The following is a 19,186-nucleotide window of genomic DNA, read 5'->3' as shown; positions in this document are numbered from 1 at the left end:
TTTATAAAATCACAAACTGGATTCTCTTTCAATAATACTAGTATCCAATTCAACAATCCGTGGCGATACTACTTTTCCTTCTTTTCTCATTTGAAGCTCATCAAATAATACTCTAAATGCTTGAACTCCCATTTCATAACTGGGTTGGTCAACTGTACTTAATTTGGGTGTGATTACTTGCGACATGAACCAATTGCTGAATCCAATCACTTTAATTTGGCTTGGAACCGAAACGTTATTTTCATTGAAGTAAGAGAGCACGCCAACGGCTACCAAATCGGTAATCACAAACATTCCATCAACATCTGGATGTTCTTTGATGATTTGCTCGGCAAAAGTTCTGCCTTCATCAAAGGTTACATTTTGACATGCGTACACGAGTTTTGGGTCAAAAGGGATGTTGTTTTTTTCCAATGCTTTTTTGTAACCTAAAAACCGATCAATAGAATTCTGAGGATTCAATGGCCCGCGAATATGAGCAATTTTTTTACATCCTTTTTTGATAAGATGTTCCACAGCATTGAAAGCCGCTTTTTGGTCGTCAATAATGATTTTTGAACTCGGAATTAACTTCGAAATTTTATCAAATTGCACTAATGGGATATCTCGTCTGAGAATTTCTTTTAAATGTGCATCGTTGTTGGATTCGTTGGAAAGCGAAATGATAATTCCGTCCACTCGCTTATTGATTAATAAGTCTACTTGCTTTTTTTCGAGCGCAATGGATTCGCCAGACTGAAGAATAATGACCAAATACCCATTTTTTTCGGCTTCGTCAATAATTCCATTAATGACACCTGAGAAAAAATGATGTACTACTTCAGGTATAATTAAACCAATAGTTTTAGATTCATTGGTGCGTAAATAAACAGCGTAACTGTTGGGTGTGAAATTCAATTCCTCTGCCAAATCCAATACCGCTTTTTTGGTCTTCGGACTTACATCAGGATAATCTTTTAACGCCTTGGAGACGGTAGTTATAGAAATTCCTAATTTTTCGGCAATTTGTTTGAGAGTAATGTCTTTCATTTAACAAATATCTTAAAAATAATAAGATTAACAAACCGAAAACGTTTTCGGTACTTTCGAAAACGTTTTCGGTATCGATTTCGTAATTTTTGGAGCTTAAATCAATAATTTCGGAAATAAATAATAACTAATTTATTAACCAAACAAATTCTAAAAAATGAAAAAAAGTACTTTATTTTTGAAAAGACTGTTGTTTATTATGGCTTTAATGCTATTTAATATGGCTTTTTCACAAAATGAGAATGAAACTTCGAACGATTCCATTAAAGGGGAAAAATTAGAAGAAGTAGTTGTTACTGGGGTTTTGAATCCTCGTTCTAAAGTGAAGTCGAGTGTTTCTATTAGCTCGGTGTCTGCTGCTCAAATCGAACAAGGAGCTCCGCGCTCAACTGCCGAGTTGTTCCGTTTACTACCAGGTATCAAGTCAGAATCAACTGGTGGAGAAGGAAACGCTAACATTACCGTTCGCGGTATTCCAATTGCATCGGGTGGAGCAAAATTTTTACAATTACACGAAGACGGTATGCCTGTAATGCAATTTGGAGACGTTGCTTTCGGTAATGCCGATATTTTCGTAAGAAATGATCAAACCATCAACAGAGTGGAAGCCATTCGTGGAGGTTCTGCGTCTACATTGGCAAGTAATTCACCTGCAGGTATTATCAACTTTATTAGTAAAGATGGTAAAAAAGAAGGAGGTTCATTAATGCATTCCATCGGTTTAGATTTCGGAAGTAACAGAACCGATTTTGAATACGGTACTCCTATCTCTGAAACATTGCGTTTTCACGTTGGAGGTTTCTTCCGTCAAGGGGAAGGCCCAAGAAATGCGGGTTATACCGCTAATTTAGGAGGACAATTCAAAGCCAATATGACCAAGGAATTTGAAAAAGGTTATGTTCGTTTGTATTTCAAATACCTAAACGATCGTTCAATAGGTTATTTACCAATGCCAGTTAAAGTATCAGGAACAAATGCTAACCCAACGTGGAGTTCATTGCCTAATTTTGATATCTTACACGATACGCCACACAGTCCTTATTTCTTAGACAACCTAACCATTGGAGCTGATGGTGAACGCAGAAGAAGTAATTTGTCGGATGGTATGCGACCTGTTGCAACCTCATTTGGAGGTGAAATGAAATTTGATTTAGGTAACGATTGGAAGGTAGAAGAGCGTTTCAGACAAAATTACCACAATGGTAGATTTGTGTCGGCTTTCCCAGCCGAAGTTGCTACGGCAAGTGTAATCGCAGCTAGCTTTGGAGAAACTAGTTTGACATACGCTAACGGACCATTTGCCGGACAAACCTACAACAACAACGATTTGGTAATGCGTATTCACACTTTTGATACAGAAATCAATAACTTCAACAATTTCACAAACGATATGAAACTTACTAAATCGTTTGGAAAATTTGATTTGACTTTAGGATACTACAAAGCCTACCAAAACATCAATATGTCATGGTTGTGGAATTCGTATCTATTAGAAGTAAAAGGAGAAAATGCTGCATTATTAAATGCTGGAGCGAATTCTGTTAACGGTTTATATGCGTATGGTGTTCCTGCTTGGGGCAACTGTTGTCAAAGAAATTACGATGCCAACTACGATATTTCTGCGCCTTATGTGGCAGGTCAGTTGAAAGTAAATGACAAAATCAATATTGATGCGAGTGTGCGTTTCGATTCAGGAAAAGCACGTGGTTCGTACGCAGGTTCTACGCAAGCATTAAACCTTGATGTAGATAATAATGGTACAATTGAAGGTCCAGAGTTGAGCGTTTCTGTAGTAGACAATGCCAACAGAAAACCAATCAATTACGATTATGATTATGTGTCGTACTCAGTTGGAGCTAATTATTTGTTAAGCAACAATCAATCGGTTTTTGGACGTTACAGCCGAGGCGGAAGAGCCAACGCCGACCGTTTATTATTTGGTCCGAATGTTTTAAACTCAGGTGAAGCTGCTCCAGGTTTGAGCGCAGATATGGTAAATCAAGCTGAATTTGGCTACAAAAGAAAAGGAACAAATCATACATTCTATGCTACTGCATTCTTTGCTAATGTGGCTGAGCAAAACTGGGATTTTGGTGGTGCTGGTGGCGGAATCAGACAAATTCAAAGAAAATACAATTCGGCTGGTTTAGAGTTGGAAGGAAGTTATAAAGTAAAAGATTTCTCAATCAACGGAAGTGTAACTTACACTAAAGCAGAAATTAAAGACGACGTAATTACTCCAGCATTAAACGGAAACAAACCAAGACGTCAAGCCGATTTCATTTATAGTTTTGTTCCTGCTTACAAATTTGGTGGCAGTAAACAACACAACGTTGGTTTCTCTGCTATCGGAACAACAAAAGCATACGCTCAAGACGATAACCAATTGGTAATGCCAGGATATGTATATTTCAATCCGTTCATCAATTTTGAATTGACTAAAGGTTTATCAGCATCTTTAAATGTAAACAATGTTTTTGATACTATCGGGATTACCGAAGTAGAAGAAGGCAGTATTGTTGAAAATCAAGATAATATCTTAAGAGCTCGATCAATCAACGGAAGAACAACTTCGTTAACTCTTTCGTACCGTTTCTAAGAAAAGTTTCATGTTTATTTTGTACAATTCCTGTATCAGCGATGTTGATATGGGAATTGTTTTTAAAAATAAATGTATCTTTAGTTCAAAGTTTAATGACTTAAAAAACAATAAAATGAATAAATTAATAGGCTTGCTCATTCTTTTTTTGGGAGTTTTTAATGCTGATGCATTGGCGCAAGAAGTGCAAAAAGAAACTTCAAAAGCTAAAGTTATGATTGTTTATGGTAGTGACGATTGTCATCATTGCACCGATACTAAAGCTTTTCTAAAAGAGAACCACATTGATTTTGTTTTTTATGACATTGATAAAAATCAGGAAGCACTCAAAGAAATGTTGACTAAATTGCGCAACGCCAACATCAGTACTTCCAACCTTGGAATACCCGTAATTGATAAACAAGGAATCATTTTCACCAACAACGGCGTTTTTGAAGATTTTTTGAAAAAATTAAAATAAAATGACACAAAAAATCAAACTCAGCTTTTGGCAAATCATCAATATGAACATTGGTTTTTTCGGAATCCAATACAGTTTCGGTTTGCAACAAAGCGCTGTAAATCCTATTTATGATTTTCTAGGTGCAAGTCCAGATGAATTACCCTTACTCAATCTTGCTGGGCCATTAACCGGATTGTTAATTCAACCCATAATCGGAGCTTTGAGTGACAAAACGTGGTCGCCGCGTTTAGGCGGAAGAAGAAAGCCATATTTTTTTATTGGTGCGTTAATTTGTAGCATCGCTTTATTTTTGTTCCCATTCAGTAGTTCACTATGGATGGCAGCAGGATTACTGTGGATTTTAGATGCTGGAAACAACACTGCAATGGAACCGTACCGTGCGTTCATCGCCGATAAATTAGACGAATCACAACAAGCAACAGGCTTTCAAGCGCAGAGCTTTTTTACCGGTTTTGGTCAGACTTTAGCGAATGTTTCGTTGTTTATTTTTCCTATGATTTTCATCGGAACTACCGGAAAATTGCCCACTTGGGTTTTTGCTTCCTTCTTTTTAGGTTCGGTGTGCTCCATAGCGTCTGTGTGGTGGAGTTCGTATACAACTAAAGAAATTCCTCCAACCGAAGAAGAAATTCAAAAAATACAATCAGAAAAAATTAACATATTCACACCGTTTATCGATATTGCTAAAGCCGTAAAAGAAATGCCAAAAGTGATGTGGCAATTGGCTTTAGTGTATTTATTTCAATGGTATGCGTTGTTTTGTTATTGGCAAAATTCCTCCAAAAGTATAGCGCTTTCGGTGTGGAATACTACTCCCGAAAAAGACATGAATTTGTACGGTGAAGCGGTGAGTTGGACAGGTTTGGTCAACGGCTGGTACAATATTGTTACGTTTCTATCTGCTTTCAGTTTGGTGTATTTTGCCAAAAAATATTCCCCAAAATGGGTGCATTTCGGATGTTTGTTACTCGCTGCAATTGGGTTTTTAGTTTTTCCACACATCCACAATAAATATTTATTATTTCCAGCAATTACAGGTTTTGGAATCGGTTGGGCGAGTATGATGGGAATTCCCTATTTGATGGTAGTCAATACTATTCCCAAAGAACGCTACGGCGTTTATATGGGAATTATCAATATGATGATTGTGATTCCGATGTTCATTCAAACCGTTACTTTTGGATACATTATGAAGCATTTTCTAAATAATGATCCTCGATCAGCGATTACTTTCGCTGGAGTTTTATTGATACTCGGAGCTGTTTTTACCTTATTTATAAAATCGACAAAAGCAGATGTTAAGCAATAGTGATTACCATAAATCGATTGAATTTTTAAAACAATGTTCTTCTCCCGAAGGATTCTTGGCGAGTGCTCAGGATATTTCAAATTATCAAAGAGTTTGGGCAAGAGACGGTGTTATTTGCGGTTTGGCTGCTTTGGCTTCGGGCGATGAAGAACTCATAGAAACGTTCAGAAAGACATTAAAAATCCTAGCCAATAATCAGCATCAAAACGGAACAATTCCCTCTAATGTTAGTGTTAACCAAGAAGAAATTGGAGTTAGTTATGGTGGATTAGCTGGTAGAGTTGATGCTGTGACTTGGTTTGTTATTGGGGTTTGTCAGTATGCCTATTATAAAAAAGACATTACTTTTGTAGCCAAATACCATAAGGAAATTAAAAAGTGCCTCAAATTATTGGATGCATGGGAATTCAACAATCGACACCTAATCTACGTGCCACTTTCAGGAAATTGGGCTGATGAATACATTACTGATGGTTATGTTTTATATGATCAATTATTACGGATTTGGGCTTTAAAAAGCTACAATCATTTTGCAAATGACAACTCCATTTCAAAGAAAATAGAGGCAATTATAAGTCAAGTAGTAATCAACTTTACACCTAATTCAACTGGAGAGAAATACCATGAACGAGCATACGCTGAAGCTACTATTCAAAACTTCATGCCGTGTTCTTTTTCGCCTGCGGGTTATAAATCGCAGTTCGATGCCTTTGCCAACTCATTGGCAGTAATTTTAAATGTGGGTCCGGATGAATTTCAAAACTCCATCATCAACTATTCAGAAGCGATTAAAAATGCTACCCAATTGAAATTAATACCTGCTTTTTGGCCGCCAATTCAAGATACAGACATGGATTGGAATTTATTGAAAAATAATTGTAAATACGAATTCAGGAATTACCCCAACGAGTTCCACAACGGTGGAAGTTGGCCGATGGTAAATGGTTTTTATGGTTTGGCTCTTTTGAAATTGGGTAAAAAAGAAGAAGCCCAACAAATCTTAGAATCCATCAACAAAGCAAATGCTATGGAAGATTATGGGTTCTATGAGAATTTCAACACCCAAACGGCTCAACCCAACGGAGTCAAATTTTGCGCATGGAGTGGAGCAGCAGCCATTATTCTCCATCAAAGTTGTACAACAAATTTTAAATTTTTAGTTTAAATTGGAAAAAACTATCGACATATTATGCATAGGTGAAGTTTTAATCGACTTTATCGGACACGAAGTCAATACGTCCATCAATCGCACCAAAGATTATCATCGATTTTTAGGTGGTTCGCCTACTAATGTAGCAGTGAATGCGTCACGATTAGGTTTGAATTCGGTACTTGTTGCAACCTGCGGACAAGACGGCTTAGGCGATTATATCGTAAGAAAATTAAAAGCCAATAACGTCAATACGGCACACATCAGAAAGTCAGATTCGATTCCGACTTCAGTGATTTTTGTTTCGAAATCGACCGAAACACCTGATTTTATTCCGTACCGCGAAGCCGATTGCCATATCATTCAAAGTCAGTTGCCGGATGAAGTGATTCAGCAAGCTAAAATTTTCCACACCACTTGTTTTGCATTGAGTAAAAATCCAGCACGAGAAACCATTTTGAATCGTGCCGCAAAAGCCAAAGAATTTGGACTTCAACTGAGTATTGATATTAATTTCTCTGAACGAATTTGGCCCAATCGCGAAGAGGCAAAACAAGTCTTAAAAGATTATTTAAAAAACAATCCTTTAGTCAAATTAAGCGAAGACGATTGCTATCGTTTATTTGCAGAGCTGAAATCAGAAGACTATATTTTTGACTATTTCCACAATTTAGGCGCATCTACTATTTGTCTGACCAAAGGGAAAAAAGGCGTTGTACTTTCAGATGTTACTAAAGGTCTCTTTTTTCAAGAAGCTATTCCAATTAGTGAAATCAAAGATGCAACGGGTGCAGGCGATGCTTTTTGGACAGGTTTTTTGTATGCTCAATTGAAAAACAAAGAGTTGGAAGAAAGTATTTCAATCGCGCAAAAATTAGCTGCTATTAAGTTGCAAAATGTAGGAAGATTGCCTGACGGAATTAATTTTGAAGACTATTTAATAGCTAAATAAAAGTTCTATTTCATAACTACACATTGTTTAGATGAACAAAACACGGCTCAAATTGGCGATTTATCTGAATTATTTTGTGTTTGCAATAGTATTGTGTAGTATGGGCATTGTCATTTTACAAGTGCAACGCAATTTTGGCATCACAAGTTCAAAAGCATCAGTAGTTGAAGTATTTAAAGATCTTCCAATAGCTATTACTTCTTTTATAGTCGCTTCATTTCTTCCTAAAATAGGCTTGAAAAAATCCATGCTCATCGGATCGGCTTTAGTCACAACAGCTTGTTTTCTTTTGCCTTTTTCCAATGCTTTTTGGAATTTCAAACTGTTTTTTTTAATTGCTGGAGCTTCCTTTGCATTGGTTAAAATTTCGGTTTTTGCCATCATCGGAATTGTTACTATGAACGAAAAAGAACACAGTAGCTTTATGAGTACACTCGAGGCTGTTTTTATGGCTGGAGTCTTGTTTGGCAATTTTTTAATCAGTCAATTTGTCGATGATAGTCAGCCCAAGTCAGCCCAATGGCTCAATGGTTATTGGGTAGTTGGAGTGCTTTCTGTAATTGGTTTTTTGTTGCTATTTTTTAGCCAACTGGACGAAAGTCAGTCGAAGTTGGAAAGCCGATCTTTAACAAATGATTTCAAAGAAATGCTTCGGTTAATTGTAAAACCATTGACGATAGTTTTTATAATTTCAGTGTTTTTTTATGTGCTTTTGGAACAAAGTTTTACTTCTTGGTTTCCCACTTTTTACAAAGAGATTTTAAATGCTCCATCCAGTTTGGCCATACAATCAGCGGCAATTTTAGCGGGAGCAACATTTGTCGGTCGATTGATGTCGGGTTACATCTTGCTCAAAGTAAAATGGATTTATTTGCTTTCTTTTTGTTTGCTGGCTATAGGAATAATTGTTTTAGTGGTAATGCCAATGGCAAAAAATACCCAAATTTCGAGCGAAACCATTTCGTGGTTCAGCGCGCCATTAGTGGTTTATTTGATGCCGATTATGGGGTTGTTTCTGGCACCAATTTATCCGACAATAAATTCTACTATTTTATCTGCAATGCCCAAACATACCCACAGTTCAATGTCGGGATTGATAGTGGTATTCTCTGCATTAGGAGGAACAACGGGTTCCATAATTACGGGTCACGTTTTTCATTCGTTTAATGGTACAACTGCTTTTTATCTTTCATTAATTCCAGTAAATGTAATCTTTGTTGCGCTATTGATATTGAATCGAATTATTTCCCAAAAATAAACAGAGCCGATTGCGAATTGATAAAAAAAGTAAGCATCAAAGCTGAAGGCAAAGAAATAGGTATTCATTCATCTTTTTACCTTTATTTTCGCCACTTTTTCTAATTAAGATATTTTAAAAAAGTATTCTTTAAAAAATTTCCTTTTTCCGTTGATACTGCTACCTTTGTAAGTCAGAAAAACAAAAACGACAATGCACAAAGATAGTAAACGCAGAGAGGCACTTTTATACCACGCCAAACCGACTCCCGGAAAAATCAAAGTGGTTCCAACCAAAAAATACGCTACCCAAAGAGACTTGTCCTTAGCCTATTCACCAGGTGTTGCTGAACCGTGTTTGGAAATTGCCAAAGACATCAACAATGTTTATAAATATACAGCTAAAGGAAATTTAGTGGCTGTAATTTCCAATGGAACTGCGGTTTTAGGTTTGGGCGATATTGGTCCGGAAGCCTCTAAACCGGTAATGGAAGGAAAAGGATTGCTGTTTAAAATCTTTGCCGATATTGATGTTTTTGATATTGAAGTTGACACAAAAGATGTTGATGCGTTTATCGAAACAGTGAAAAATATTGCGCCTACTTTTGGTGGAATCAATTTGGAAGACATCAAAGCACCGGAATCTTTTGAGATTGAACGTCGTTTAGTTGAAGAATTGAATATTCCGGTGATGCACGATGATCAACACGGAACCGCAATTATCTCTTCTGCTGCTTTGTTGAACGCCGTTGAATTGGCTGGGAAAAAAATGGAAGAGGTGAAAATGGTCATTTCTGGCGCTGGTTCTGCCGCTATTGCTTGTGCGAATTTGTACGTTTCTTTCGGTGTGAAAGAGGAAAATGTAGTAATGTTCAACAGTAAAGGCGCACTCAGAAAAGACGATCCGAATATTTCTGAAAATCAAAGACGCTATGCTACCGATAAAAATTTTGAGTCTTTAGGAGATGCAATGGTTGGTGCTGATGTTTTTGTCGGACTTTCAACTGGCGATATTGTAACTCCAGAAATGCTGTTGAGTATGGCTGAAAATCCGATTGTTTTTGCGATGGCGAATCCCAATCCGGAGATAAAATACGATGTCGCGATTAAAACTCGAAAAGACATCATCATGGCAACGGGTCGTTCGGATCATCCCAATCAAGTAAATAATGTACTCGGATTTCCTTATATTTTTCGTGGCGCGTTAGACGTTAGAGCGACTAAGATTAACGAAGAAATGAAAAAAGCTGCAGTTGTGGCTTTAGCTGAATTGGCCAAAGAATCGGTTCCAGAGCAAGTAAATATTGCTTATGGGGAAACCAAATTAATCTTTGGTACGGATTACATAATCCCAAAACCATTTGACCCTCGATTGATTGCCAAAGTTCCACCAGCTGTTGCTAGAGCAGCAATGGAATCGGGTGTAGCGTTAAATCCGATTACTGATTGGGAAAAATACGAAGAAGAATTGTTAGAACGAATGGGTTCAGACAACAAAATGGTGCGTCTGCTTACTAACAGAGCCAAAACGGATCCGAAGCGAATTGTTTTTGCTGAAGCGGATCAATTGGATGTGTTAAAAGCAGCTCAAATTGTATATGAAGAAGGCATTGGTCATCCTATTTTATTAGGAAGAAAAGAAGATATTTTAGAATTAAAAGAAGAAATAGGTTTTGATGCTGAAGTTCCCATTTTTGATCCGAAAACCAAAGAAGAAGATCAACGTCGAATGGAGTATGCTGAGATTTACTGGAAAGGAAGACAACGCAGAGGAATTTCGTTACTCGATGCCCAAAAATGGATGCGCGAACGCAATTATTTTGCTGCTATGATGGTCAATCAAGGCGATGCTGATGCTATGGTTTCAGGCTATTCACGCAGTTATCCATCGGTAGTAAAACCCTTGATGCAATTGGTAGGAAAAGCACCTGGAATTTCATTAATCGCTTCTACGAACATGATGATGACCAACCGCGGACCCATGTTCTTGTCGGATACAGCGATTAATCCAAATCCATCGGCCGATGATTTAGCTAAAATTGCATTGATGACCGAAAAAACGGTTCGTATGTTTGGAATGGAACCCGTAATTGCGATGGTTTCGTTCTCCAATTTCGGTTCGTCTAATTATGAAAGCGCTAATAAAGTTAGAGAAGCAGTTGCTTATTTGCATAGTTATTATCCAAATTTGATTGTGGATGGCGAAATTCAAACCGATTTTGCCTTGAATCCAGAAATGCTTCAGAAGAAATTCCCTTTTTCAAAATTAGCTGGGAAGAAAGTCAATACACTTATTTTTCCGAATTTAGAATCGGCTAATATTACCTATAAATTGCTCAAAGAATTGTATAAAGTAGATTCTATCGGGCCAATAGTGATGGGAATGGACAAGCCTGTTCACATCTTCCAATTGGGTGCGAGTGTAGAGGAAATGGTCAACATGTCGGCCGTTGCTGTGGTTGATGCGCAAGAAAAAAGCAAGAGATTGAAGAATTTTGACGTTAAATTAGAGTAGAAAGTAGCGAATAATTAACCCAGTTAAAGTTTTTTGTTATATTTGAAATGACTTTATAAACAGTATGATAGCACATATTCAAGGAAAATTAGTAGAAAAAACACCTACAGAAGTCGTAATTGATTGTAATGGTGTTGGTTATCATATTAATATTTCCTTACATACCTACTCATTGTTACCTAATACTGATTTTATTAAGCTATTTACACACCTTATTATCAAGGAAGATTCACATTCTTTATATGGATTCGTAGAAAAATCAGAGAAAGAAATTTTCAAGATGTTACTCACTGTTTCCGGAATCGGTGCTGGAATTGCTCGAACCATGCTTTCGTCATTAGAACCAAAGCAAATTATTCAAGCATTAGCGAGCGGTGATGTCGGAACCATTCAGTCCATCAAAGGGATTGGAGGGAAAACTGCACAACGAGCCATACTTGATTTGAAGGATAAAGTGTTAAAAATATATGATTTGGACGAAGTTTCAGTCGTTCAAAACAATACAAATAGAGATGAAGCGTTATCTGCTTTGGAGGTTTTAGGATTTGTTAGAAAAGCATCCGAAAAAGTAGTGGATAAAGTAGTAAAAGACAACCCTGATGCCTCTGTAGAAGTGATTATTAAACAAGCATTAAAAAATTTATAGTTCTTGGAAACACAAAATTACAAAAGTATACTTACTCATTTTAAAAACGGATTTTTAATTCTGTTTTTGTTTTTTGGAATACAATCTTACTCTCAAGAAGAGGAACCGCAAGACAGTGTAAAAACAGGTGTTGATTTGGGAAGCATTCAATTGGCAAATCCTGTAAGTATTGTAGATGCATATACCTATGATCCGAAAACTGATCGATACATTTACACCAGTACTTTTGATGGTTTTAATATCAATTATCCTATTATTTTAACTCCGCAAGAATACCAAGCTCTTCTGCTTCGTGAAAATATGCGTGATTATTTTCAAAAGAAAACCAAAGCCATTGATGGGAAAGGTACAGAAGAAGATAAAAAAGATTTACTACCACGTTACTACGTAAATTCAGGATTTTTCGAAACTATTTTTGGATCCAATACCATAGACGTGAAACCAACAGGTTCTGTAGAAATGGACTTAGGTGTTCGTTACACCAAACAAGACAATCCCTCTTTTTCACCTAGAAACAGAAGTACTACCACTTTCGATTTTGATCAACGCATCAGTATGAGTTTAACCGGAAAAGTGGGAACTCGTTTGAATGTGAATGCCAATTACGATACTGAATCTACCTTTGCTTTTCAGAATTTAATCAAGTTGGATTATAGCCCAACCGAAGATGATATCATCCAAAAAATTGAAGTCGGAAACGTGAGTATGCCACTCAATAGCTCGTTAATACGTGGTGCGCAAAGTTTATTTGGGGTCAAGGCACAATTGCAATTCGGTAAAACTACAGTAACTGGAGTTTTTTCCGAACAAAAATCACAAACACGAAGCGTTACGGCTCAAGGTGGTGGAACCATTCAAGACTTCGAATTATTTGCATTAGATTACGATTCTGACCGTCACTTTTTCCTATCGCAATACTTTAGAAATCGATACGATCAGGCATTAAAAAACTATCCATTAATTAATAGCAGAGTGCAAATTACTCGTATTGATGTTTGGGTAACCAATCGTCAAAATAGGGTAAGTACTACCGGAAATAACTTAAGAAATATCATTGCGCTTCAGGATTTGGGAGAATCTGAACTTACTGGAGTGCCAAATGGACTAGTCGTTGCTATTGATCCAGCTACTCAACCTGGTTTCTTTACATCCTCTGTTGATTCTCCAACCGATAACGACAACAATTTATATAATCCTATTCTCATTGGTGCTGGTGGATTACTTAATTCAAACATCAGAGAAATCGTAACTTCAGATTCAGGATTTAATAACAACGTTGCCATTAGTGAAGGGTTGGATTATTCTAAATTAGAGAATGCCCGAAAATTAACCGCAAGTGAGTTCACTTATCATCCGCAATTAGGATATATTTCATTACAGCAACGTTTAGCAAATGATGAAGTATTGGCAGTTGCCTATGAATATACTATCGGAGATCAAGTGTATCAAGTGGGTGAATTTGGAACCGATGGAGCAGAGGCAACAGTAGTTAATAACGGAATTCCAGAAACACAAACACTAATTCTGAAATTATTAAAAAGTAACTTAACTAGTGTTGAAAAACCAATTTGGAACTTGATGATGAAAAATATTTATCAAATTCCTGGTGGTTTCCAATTACAACAAGAAGATTTTAGATTTAATATTTTATACACTGATCCATCGCCGATAAATTATATTGATTCGGTACCAACTTCTAATTTCCCAAATCCAACACCAGGTTATAATTCAGATCAAATTACTAACACTCCTTTGTTAAAAGTGTTTAATGTTGATCAATTGAATTACAACAACGACCCACAAGACGGTGGTGATGGTTTCTTCGATTTTATTCCTGGATTGACAGTAGACCAACAAAATGGTCGATTGATTTTTACCTCGGTAGAACCTTTCGGTAAGATGCTGTTTGAAAAATTGCGTTTGAATCCAGGTGAGATTTATACCGATGAAAACACGTACAATCCAAATCAAACAAAATACGTTTACTCAAGTATGTACCGCAGCACACAGGCTTTTGCGTTACAACAAAGTGAGAAGAATAAATTCCAGTTACGAGGTAAATACAAATCATCGGGTGGAGACGGAATTCCGATTGGAGCCTACAACGTTCCAAGAGGTTCGGTTGTTGTAACTGCCGGAGGAAGAGTATTGGTTGAAGGTGTAGATTACAGTGTAAACTACCAAGCAGGAAGAGTTCAAATTTTAGATCCTTCGCTACAAGCTTCTAATACACCAATTGAAGTTTCGGTTGAAAACAATTCGGTTTTTGGTCAACAAACGCGTCGTTTCTTTGGGGTAAATGTAGAACATAAATTTACCGATAAATTCTTAATCGGAGCAACCTTCTTAAAAATGACGGAACGTCCGTTTACTCAAAAATCAAACTACGGACAAGAATCAGTAAACAACTCTATTTTTGGTTTCAATGTAAACTATTCAGCTGAAGTGCCTTTCCTAACTCGTTTAGTGAACAAACTTCCGAATATGGATACAGATGTGCCTTCTAATTTCTCGTTCCGTGGTGAAATGGCTTATTTAAAGCCCGACACACCAAAAGCCGACCAATTTGAAGGTGAATCTACTATTTATATTGATGATTTTGAAGGTTCGCAAAGTAACGTAGACATGCGTTCGCCTTTGTCGTGGAATCTTTCATCAACACCAGTTGTACCTACTACAGGGAACGCACCTGATTACAATGATTTTGGAGGAGGAAACAATGATTTGTCCTACGGTTACAAAAGGGCAAAACTATCATGGTACACTATCGACCCAACGTTTTATACCGAAGATCAAGGCGATATCTCACAGGAAGATTTAGAATTAAATAAAACTAGAAGAATTTTCAACGCCGAATTATTTCCAAATTTAGAATTGGCGCAAGGGCAATCAACAGTTGTTAATACTTTTGACCTGACCTATTATCCTGAAGAGCGTGGACCTTATAATTTTGATCCAGCGGCAGCATCAAGTAATTTATTACCCAATCCAGGGCAAAATTTTGCTGGAATTACTCGGGCATTAAATTCAACTAATTTTGAGCAAGCCAATGTAGAGTACATTCAGTTTTGGATGTTAGACCCTTATTTTGACCCCGGAAATCCTTCGGCTCAAGCAAGCCCAGGTAATACAGGTAGAATCTATTTCAATTTAGGAGAAATCTCTGAAGATGTTCTGAAAGACGGAAGAAAACAATACGAAAACGGTTTGCCCGATGCAACTGCAACTCAACCGGCAGTTCCCAGTATTTGGGGAAAAGTTCCTGCATCTCAATCCTTAATCTATGCTTTTGATGCGGATGCTACCAACAGAAGTTTACAAGACATTGGTTACGATGGTTTGAATGACGCAGAGGAAGCCGCTTTATTTCCACAATTTGCGGGTCAACCCGATCCATCAGGGGATAACTATCAGTATTTTTTACAAGCAGGTGGCAATGATGTTGTGAATCGTTATAGAAATTACAACAATACTCAAGGCAATTCACCCACTGATGTTACTGATGACAACAGAGGTTCAACTACAACTCCTGATGTTGAAGACATCAATCGTGACAACACCATGAACACGATTAATGCGTATTATGAGTATCCTGTAATAATTAATCCAAATGATTTAGAAGTTGGTGATGTTGGGTCAAATTACATTACTGACATCAGAGAAACTGATATTACTTTGCCATCAGGAAACACTACAAAAGCCAGATGGATTCAATTTAAAATTCCAATTACTAATCCGCGAAATACCATTGGAGGAATATCCGACTTTAGATCGATTCGTTTTTTGCGTATGTTCATGACAGGTTTTACTCAACCTATAACTATTCGTTTTGGTACTTTAGATTTAGTACGTGGTGAATGGAGAAGATACAACAGCTCATTAGAATTTCCGCCGGATAATCCTGAAGATGACGGAACCAATTTTGATGTCTTAACTGTAAATCTTCAAGATAATAACTCAAGAGTGCCAATTCCTTATGTAACGCCTCCAGGAGTTGTTCGTGAGCAATACAACACAAACAACACGGTTATTGATCAAAACGAGCAATCATTATCGTTAAGAGCATCTGGAACAAATGGTTTAAGACCGGGTGATTCTCGCGCTGTTTTTAAAAATGTTAGCGTGGATATGCGTCAGTTTAAAAAACTAAAAATGTTTTTACATGCCGAAGCATTAGTAGAAGATCCAAGTCCATTAGAAGATGACGAGATGGTAGGTTTTATTCGTTTCGGAAATGACTTTACCAATAACTATTACCAAGTTGAAATTCCGTTAAAAGTATCAGCTCAAACTGCTCGTTCTCAAGAAGAGATTTGGCCTGAAGCAAACGAAATGGAATTATCACTCGATTTGTTGACACAATTAAAAATTAAAGCCATGAGCGAAGTTTCAACTTCTCCCGATGGTGTGTTGTATTACAATGAAGATGAGTTAGATCCTTCTTTAGCTAATAAGCCAAATAAATTAAGATTAGGAGTAAAAGGAAATCCAAATTTTGGTTTAGTGCGAACTTTGATGGTTGGTATTAAAAATCAAACGGATGTTTTAGACACTTCTATACATCCATTGAATCCAAGAGACATTGGAGGTGAAGTTTGGTTCAATGAGTTGCGAATTGCCGATATGGACAACAAAGGTGGTTATGCCGCTGTGGCTAACATCGATACTAATTTGGCCGATTTTGCAACTGTTTCTGCAACAGGTAAAAAGAGTACTATTGGGTTTGGTGGTTTAGAAGAAGGACCAAACGAAAGAAGTAGAGAAGATCTACTTCAATACAACATTGTAACTAATTTAAGCTTAGGAAAATTACTTCCCAAAAAATGGAACATTAATTTACCGTTCAACTACTCGGTTGGCGAAGAAACTATTACTCCAGAATACGATCCTTACAATCAAGATATTCGTTTGAATTTATTGTTGGACAATACAACTGATGACGCCGAAAGAAACAACATAAAAAACAGAGCGGTTGATTACACCAAAAGAAAAAGCATCAACTTCATTGGGGTTAAAAAAGAACGTGGAGAAAAACAAAAACAACACTTCTACGATCCCGAAAACTTAACGTTATCGTATTCGTATAACGAAGTTGAAAAACACAATTACGAATTAGAAAGTTATACGGATCAATTAGTAAATACTGCTGTTGATTATACCTACGCATTCAAAACAAAACCTGTTGAGCCTTTTGGGAAAACCAAAGCGTTTTCTAAAAGCGAGTATTGGAAACTGTTAAAAGATTTTAACTTCAATTACTTGCCATCAAATGTTTCTTTCAGTTCTAATATCAATAGACAGTTTAACAAACAACAATTCAGATTAGTTGATGTGGAAGGAATTGGTTTAGGTGAATTGTACCGTAGAAACTTCTTGTTCAATTACCAATACGGTTTCAATTACAATTTGACTAAATCGTTAAAATTAAACTTTACCGCTGCGTCAAATAATATTGTTCGAAATTACATCAATGAAGATAACGTTCCTGATAACTCTTACACAATTTGGTCAGACTATTGGAACATTGGTTCACCTAATCAACACAACCAACAATTAACGGTGAACTATGATTTGCCCATTAACAAAATTCCATTCTTGAGTTTTGTAAAATCAGCTTATACTTATACGGGAGATTACAGTTGGCAACGTGCTTCTTTAGCTTTGTCTGAAGTTGAAGATGAGAATGGTGATGTTTATAATTTAGGAAATACAATTCAAAATGCAGGTTCACATCGTTTGAACACCACGTTTAACATGGATACTTTTTATAAGTACATAGGATTAACTAAGAAAACAAAGAAAACCACATCAAAACCTTCAGCGGCTCCAAAACCTGGTGAAAAAGTAGTTGCTAAGGCTCAAGTACAAGAGGATGAAAATAAATTGGTGAAAACCTTAAAAGGGATATTAACTAGTTTGAAAACATTCCAAGTTGATTACACTGAAAATCGCGGAATGGTATTGCCTGGGTATTTACCATCCATTGGTTTCTTCGGATCTGCAAAACCTTCACTCGGATTTGCATTTGGTAGCCAAGATGACGTGCGTTTTGAAGCAGCACAAAGAGGTTGGTTGACTAATTATCCTGAATTCAATCAAAGTTTTACTCAAGTTACCAATAGAAAATTAAATTTCACCGCCAATTTAGAGCCAATTCCTGATTTGAAAATTGATTTGAACGGAAACCGTTTGTATGCTGATAATTACTCTGAGCAATATTCAGCTATTAATGGAGAGTATCAATCGCTATCTCCATTCAATACTGGTAATTTTGCTATTTCAACAGTTATGCTTAAAACTTCATTCAAACGAAGTGATGAAATTGAATCTTCTGCTTTTGATCAGTTCAGAAATAACCGATTCATCATTGCTGATCGTTTGGCACAAGAATACTATGGAACAACAAATTATCCGCTCGGACCTGATGGTTATCCAGCTGGATTTGGAAAAAACAGTCAAGTGGTTTTAATTCCTTCCTTATTGGCAGCTTATACTGGATTTGGTTTGGTTGATCACAAAGATGGTGAAGCAGCTAAGAAAATTTCATTCAGTGCTTTCCGTGATATTCCACTTCCAAACTGGAACATCAAATATACCGGTTTGATGAAATTAAAATTCTTCAAAGACAAGTTCAAACGATTCTCTATCCAACACAGTTACAAGGCATCGTATACAATCAATTCTTTCCGTTCGAATTTCCAATACAATCAAAATCCAAATGGTGTCGATGTAGGAGGAAATTTCAATCCTAAAATGTTAATTGGAAACATTAATTTAGTGGAACAATTCAGTCCGTTAGCTCGAGTGGATTTTGAAACTAAAAACGCCTTTAAAATATTGGCAGAAATGAAGCGAGACCGTTCGTTGTCACTCAGTTTTGATAATAACTTGCTAACAGAAGTAAAAGGAATTGAGTATGTTCTTGGTTTTGGTTATCGAATCAAAGATGTAATTTTCTCATCAAAATTGGCCGATTCTCCAACCGGAATTATCAAAAGCGATTTGAATTTTAAAGTTGATTTCTCTTATCGAAACAACAAAACCATAGTTCGTTATTTGGATTATGAAAACAACCAAATTGCTGGTGGACAAAATATTTGGTCAGCAAAATTAACAACCGATTATTCGTTTAGTAAAAACCTTACGGCTATTTTCTTTTACGATCATCAGTTTTCTAAAGCAGTTATCTCAACATCATTTCCATTAACTAATATCAGAAGCGGAATCACATTGAGATATAATTTCGGAAACTAAAAAATGTTAATAAAAATCATTTGGATAATTAAG

General features: G+C 36.6%; 10 protein-coding genes. 9 read left to right on the top strand and 1 reads right to left on the bottom strand.

Going from position 1 to position 19,186, the window contains the following annotated elements; translation table 11 throughout:
* Positions 1-9: 9 nt before the first annotated feature.
* The gene (locus VK161_RS00150; protein ID WP_324212713.1) at positions 10-1,029 is read right to left on the bottom strand and encodes a LacI family DNA-binding transcriptional regulator; all 1,020 of its coding nucleotides are present in this window, start codon (positions 1,027-1,029) and stop codon (positions 10-12) included.
* A gap of 157 nt (positions 1,030-1,186) precedes the next feature.
* On the opposite strand from VK161_RS00150, the gene VK161_RS00145 reads away from it, so the two are divergent.
* The 9 genes from VK161_RS00145 to sprA all read left to right on the top strand — a co-directional run bounded on the left by VK161_RS00145 (position 1,187) and on the right by sprA (position 19,153).
* On the top strand, positions 1,187-3,628 hold the full coding sequence (locus VK161_RS00145) for a TonB-dependent receptor (protein WP_324212712.1): 2,442 nt from the start codon (positions 1,187-1,189) through the stop codon (positions 3,626-3,628).
* 115 nt (positions 3,629-3,743) lie between these two features.
* A complete protein-coding gene (locus VK161_RS00140; protein ID WP_324212711.1) occupies positions 3,744-4,088 on the top strand; it encodes a glutaredoxin family protein in 345 nt (114 codons plus the stop codon).
* 1 nt (position 4,089) lies between these two features.
* Positions 4,090-5,400 carry an MFS transporter gene (locus VK161_RS00135; protein ID WP_324212710.1) on the top strand — a complete coding sequence of 437 codons (1,311 nt, stop codon included), beginning with the start codon at positions 4,090-4,092 and terminating at the stop codon, positions 5,398-5,400.
* A complete protein-coding gene (locus VK161_RS00130; protein WP_324212709.1) occupies positions 5,387-6,565 on the top strand; it encodes a glycoside hydrolase 100 family protein in 1,179 nt (392 codons plus the stop codon). The genes VK161_RS00135 and VK161_RS00130 overlap by 14 nt, the downstream gene beginning before the upstream one ends.
* A 1-nt stretch (position 6,566) precedes the next feature.
* Complete coding sequence (locus VK161_RS00125; RefSeq protein WP_324212708.1) at positions 6,567-7,502, top strand: carbohydrate kinase family protein; 936 nt, start codon at positions 6,567-6,569, stop codon at positions 7,500-7,502.
* 31 nt (positions 7,503-7,533) lie between these two features.
* Positions 7,534-8,760, top strand: coding sequence for an MFS transporter (locus tag VK161_RS00120; protein ID WP_324212707.1), 1,227 nt, complete (start codon positions 7,534-7,536; stop codon positions 8,758-8,760).
* Positions 8,761-8,952: 192 nt separating this feature from the next.
* Entirely contained in the window at positions 8,953-11,253 is a 2,301-nt protein-coding gene (locus VK161_RS00115; protein WP_324212706.1) for an NADP-dependent malic enzyme, read from the top strand.
* A gap of 64 nt (positions 11,254-11,317) precedes the next feature.
* Positions 11,318-11,899 carry a Holliday junction branch migration protein RuvA gene (ruvA, locus tag VK161_RS00110; protein WP_324212705.1) on the top strand — a complete coding sequence of 194 codons (582 nt, stop codon included), beginning with the start codon at positions 11,318-11,320 and terminating at the stop codon, positions 11,897-11,899.
* A gap of 3 nt (positions 11,900-11,902) precedes the next feature.
* The gene (gene sprA, locus VK161_RS00105) at positions 11,903-19,153 is read left to right on the top strand and encodes a cell surface protein SprA (RefSeq protein ID WP_414655406.1); all 7,251 of its coding nucleotides are present in this window, start codon (positions 11,903-11,905) and stop codon (positions 19,151-19,153) included.
* The last annotated feature ends 33 nt before the right edge of the window (positions 19,154-19,186 follow it).

Source organism: Flavobacterium sp. (assembly GCF_035299245.1).
Classification (GTDB): domain Bacteria; phylum Bacteroidota; class Bacteroidia; order Flavobacteriales; family Flavobacteriaceae; genus Flavobacterium.
The sequence above is the reverse complement of the archived record's forward strand: the minus strand, read 5'-3'. Positions and strand labels throughout refer to the sequence as shown.

What these genes read in the sequence shown, in the direction of transcription:
- VK161_RS00150 (WP_324212713.1), bottom strand. Translation starts at nt 1,029, where the DNA reads ATGAAAGACATTACTCTCAAACAAATTGCCGAAAAATTAGGAATTTCT.
- VK161_RS00145 (WP_324212712.1), top strand. Translation starts at nt 1,187, where the DNA reads ATGAAAAAAAGTACTTTATTTTTGAAAAGACTGTTGTTTATTATGGCT.
- VK161_RS00140 (WP_324212711.1), top strand. Translation starts at nt 3,744, where the DNA reads ATGAATAAATTAATAGGCTTGCTCATTCTTTTTTTGGGAGTTTTTAAT.
- VK161_RS00135 (WP_324212710.1), top strand. Translation starts at nt 4,090, where the DNA reads ATGACACAAAAAATCAAACTCAGCTTTTGGCAAATCATCAATATGAAC.
- VK161_RS00130 (WP_324212709.1), top strand. Translation starts at nt 5,387, where the DNA reads ATGTTAAGCAATAGTGATTACCATAAATCGATTGAATTTTTAAAACAA.
- VK161_RS00120 (WP_324212707.1), top strand. Translation starts at nt 7,534, where the DNA reads ATGAACAAAACACGGCTCAAATTGGCGATTTATCTGAATTATTTTGTG.
- VK161_RS00115 (WP_324212706.1), top strand. Translation starts at nt 8,953, where the DNA reads ATGCACAAAGATAGTAAACGCAGAGAGGCACTTTTATACCACGCCAAA.
- ruvA (WP_324212705.1), top strand. Translation starts at nt 11,318, where the DNA reads ATGATAGCACATATTCAAGGAAAATTAGTAGAAAAAACACCTACAGAA.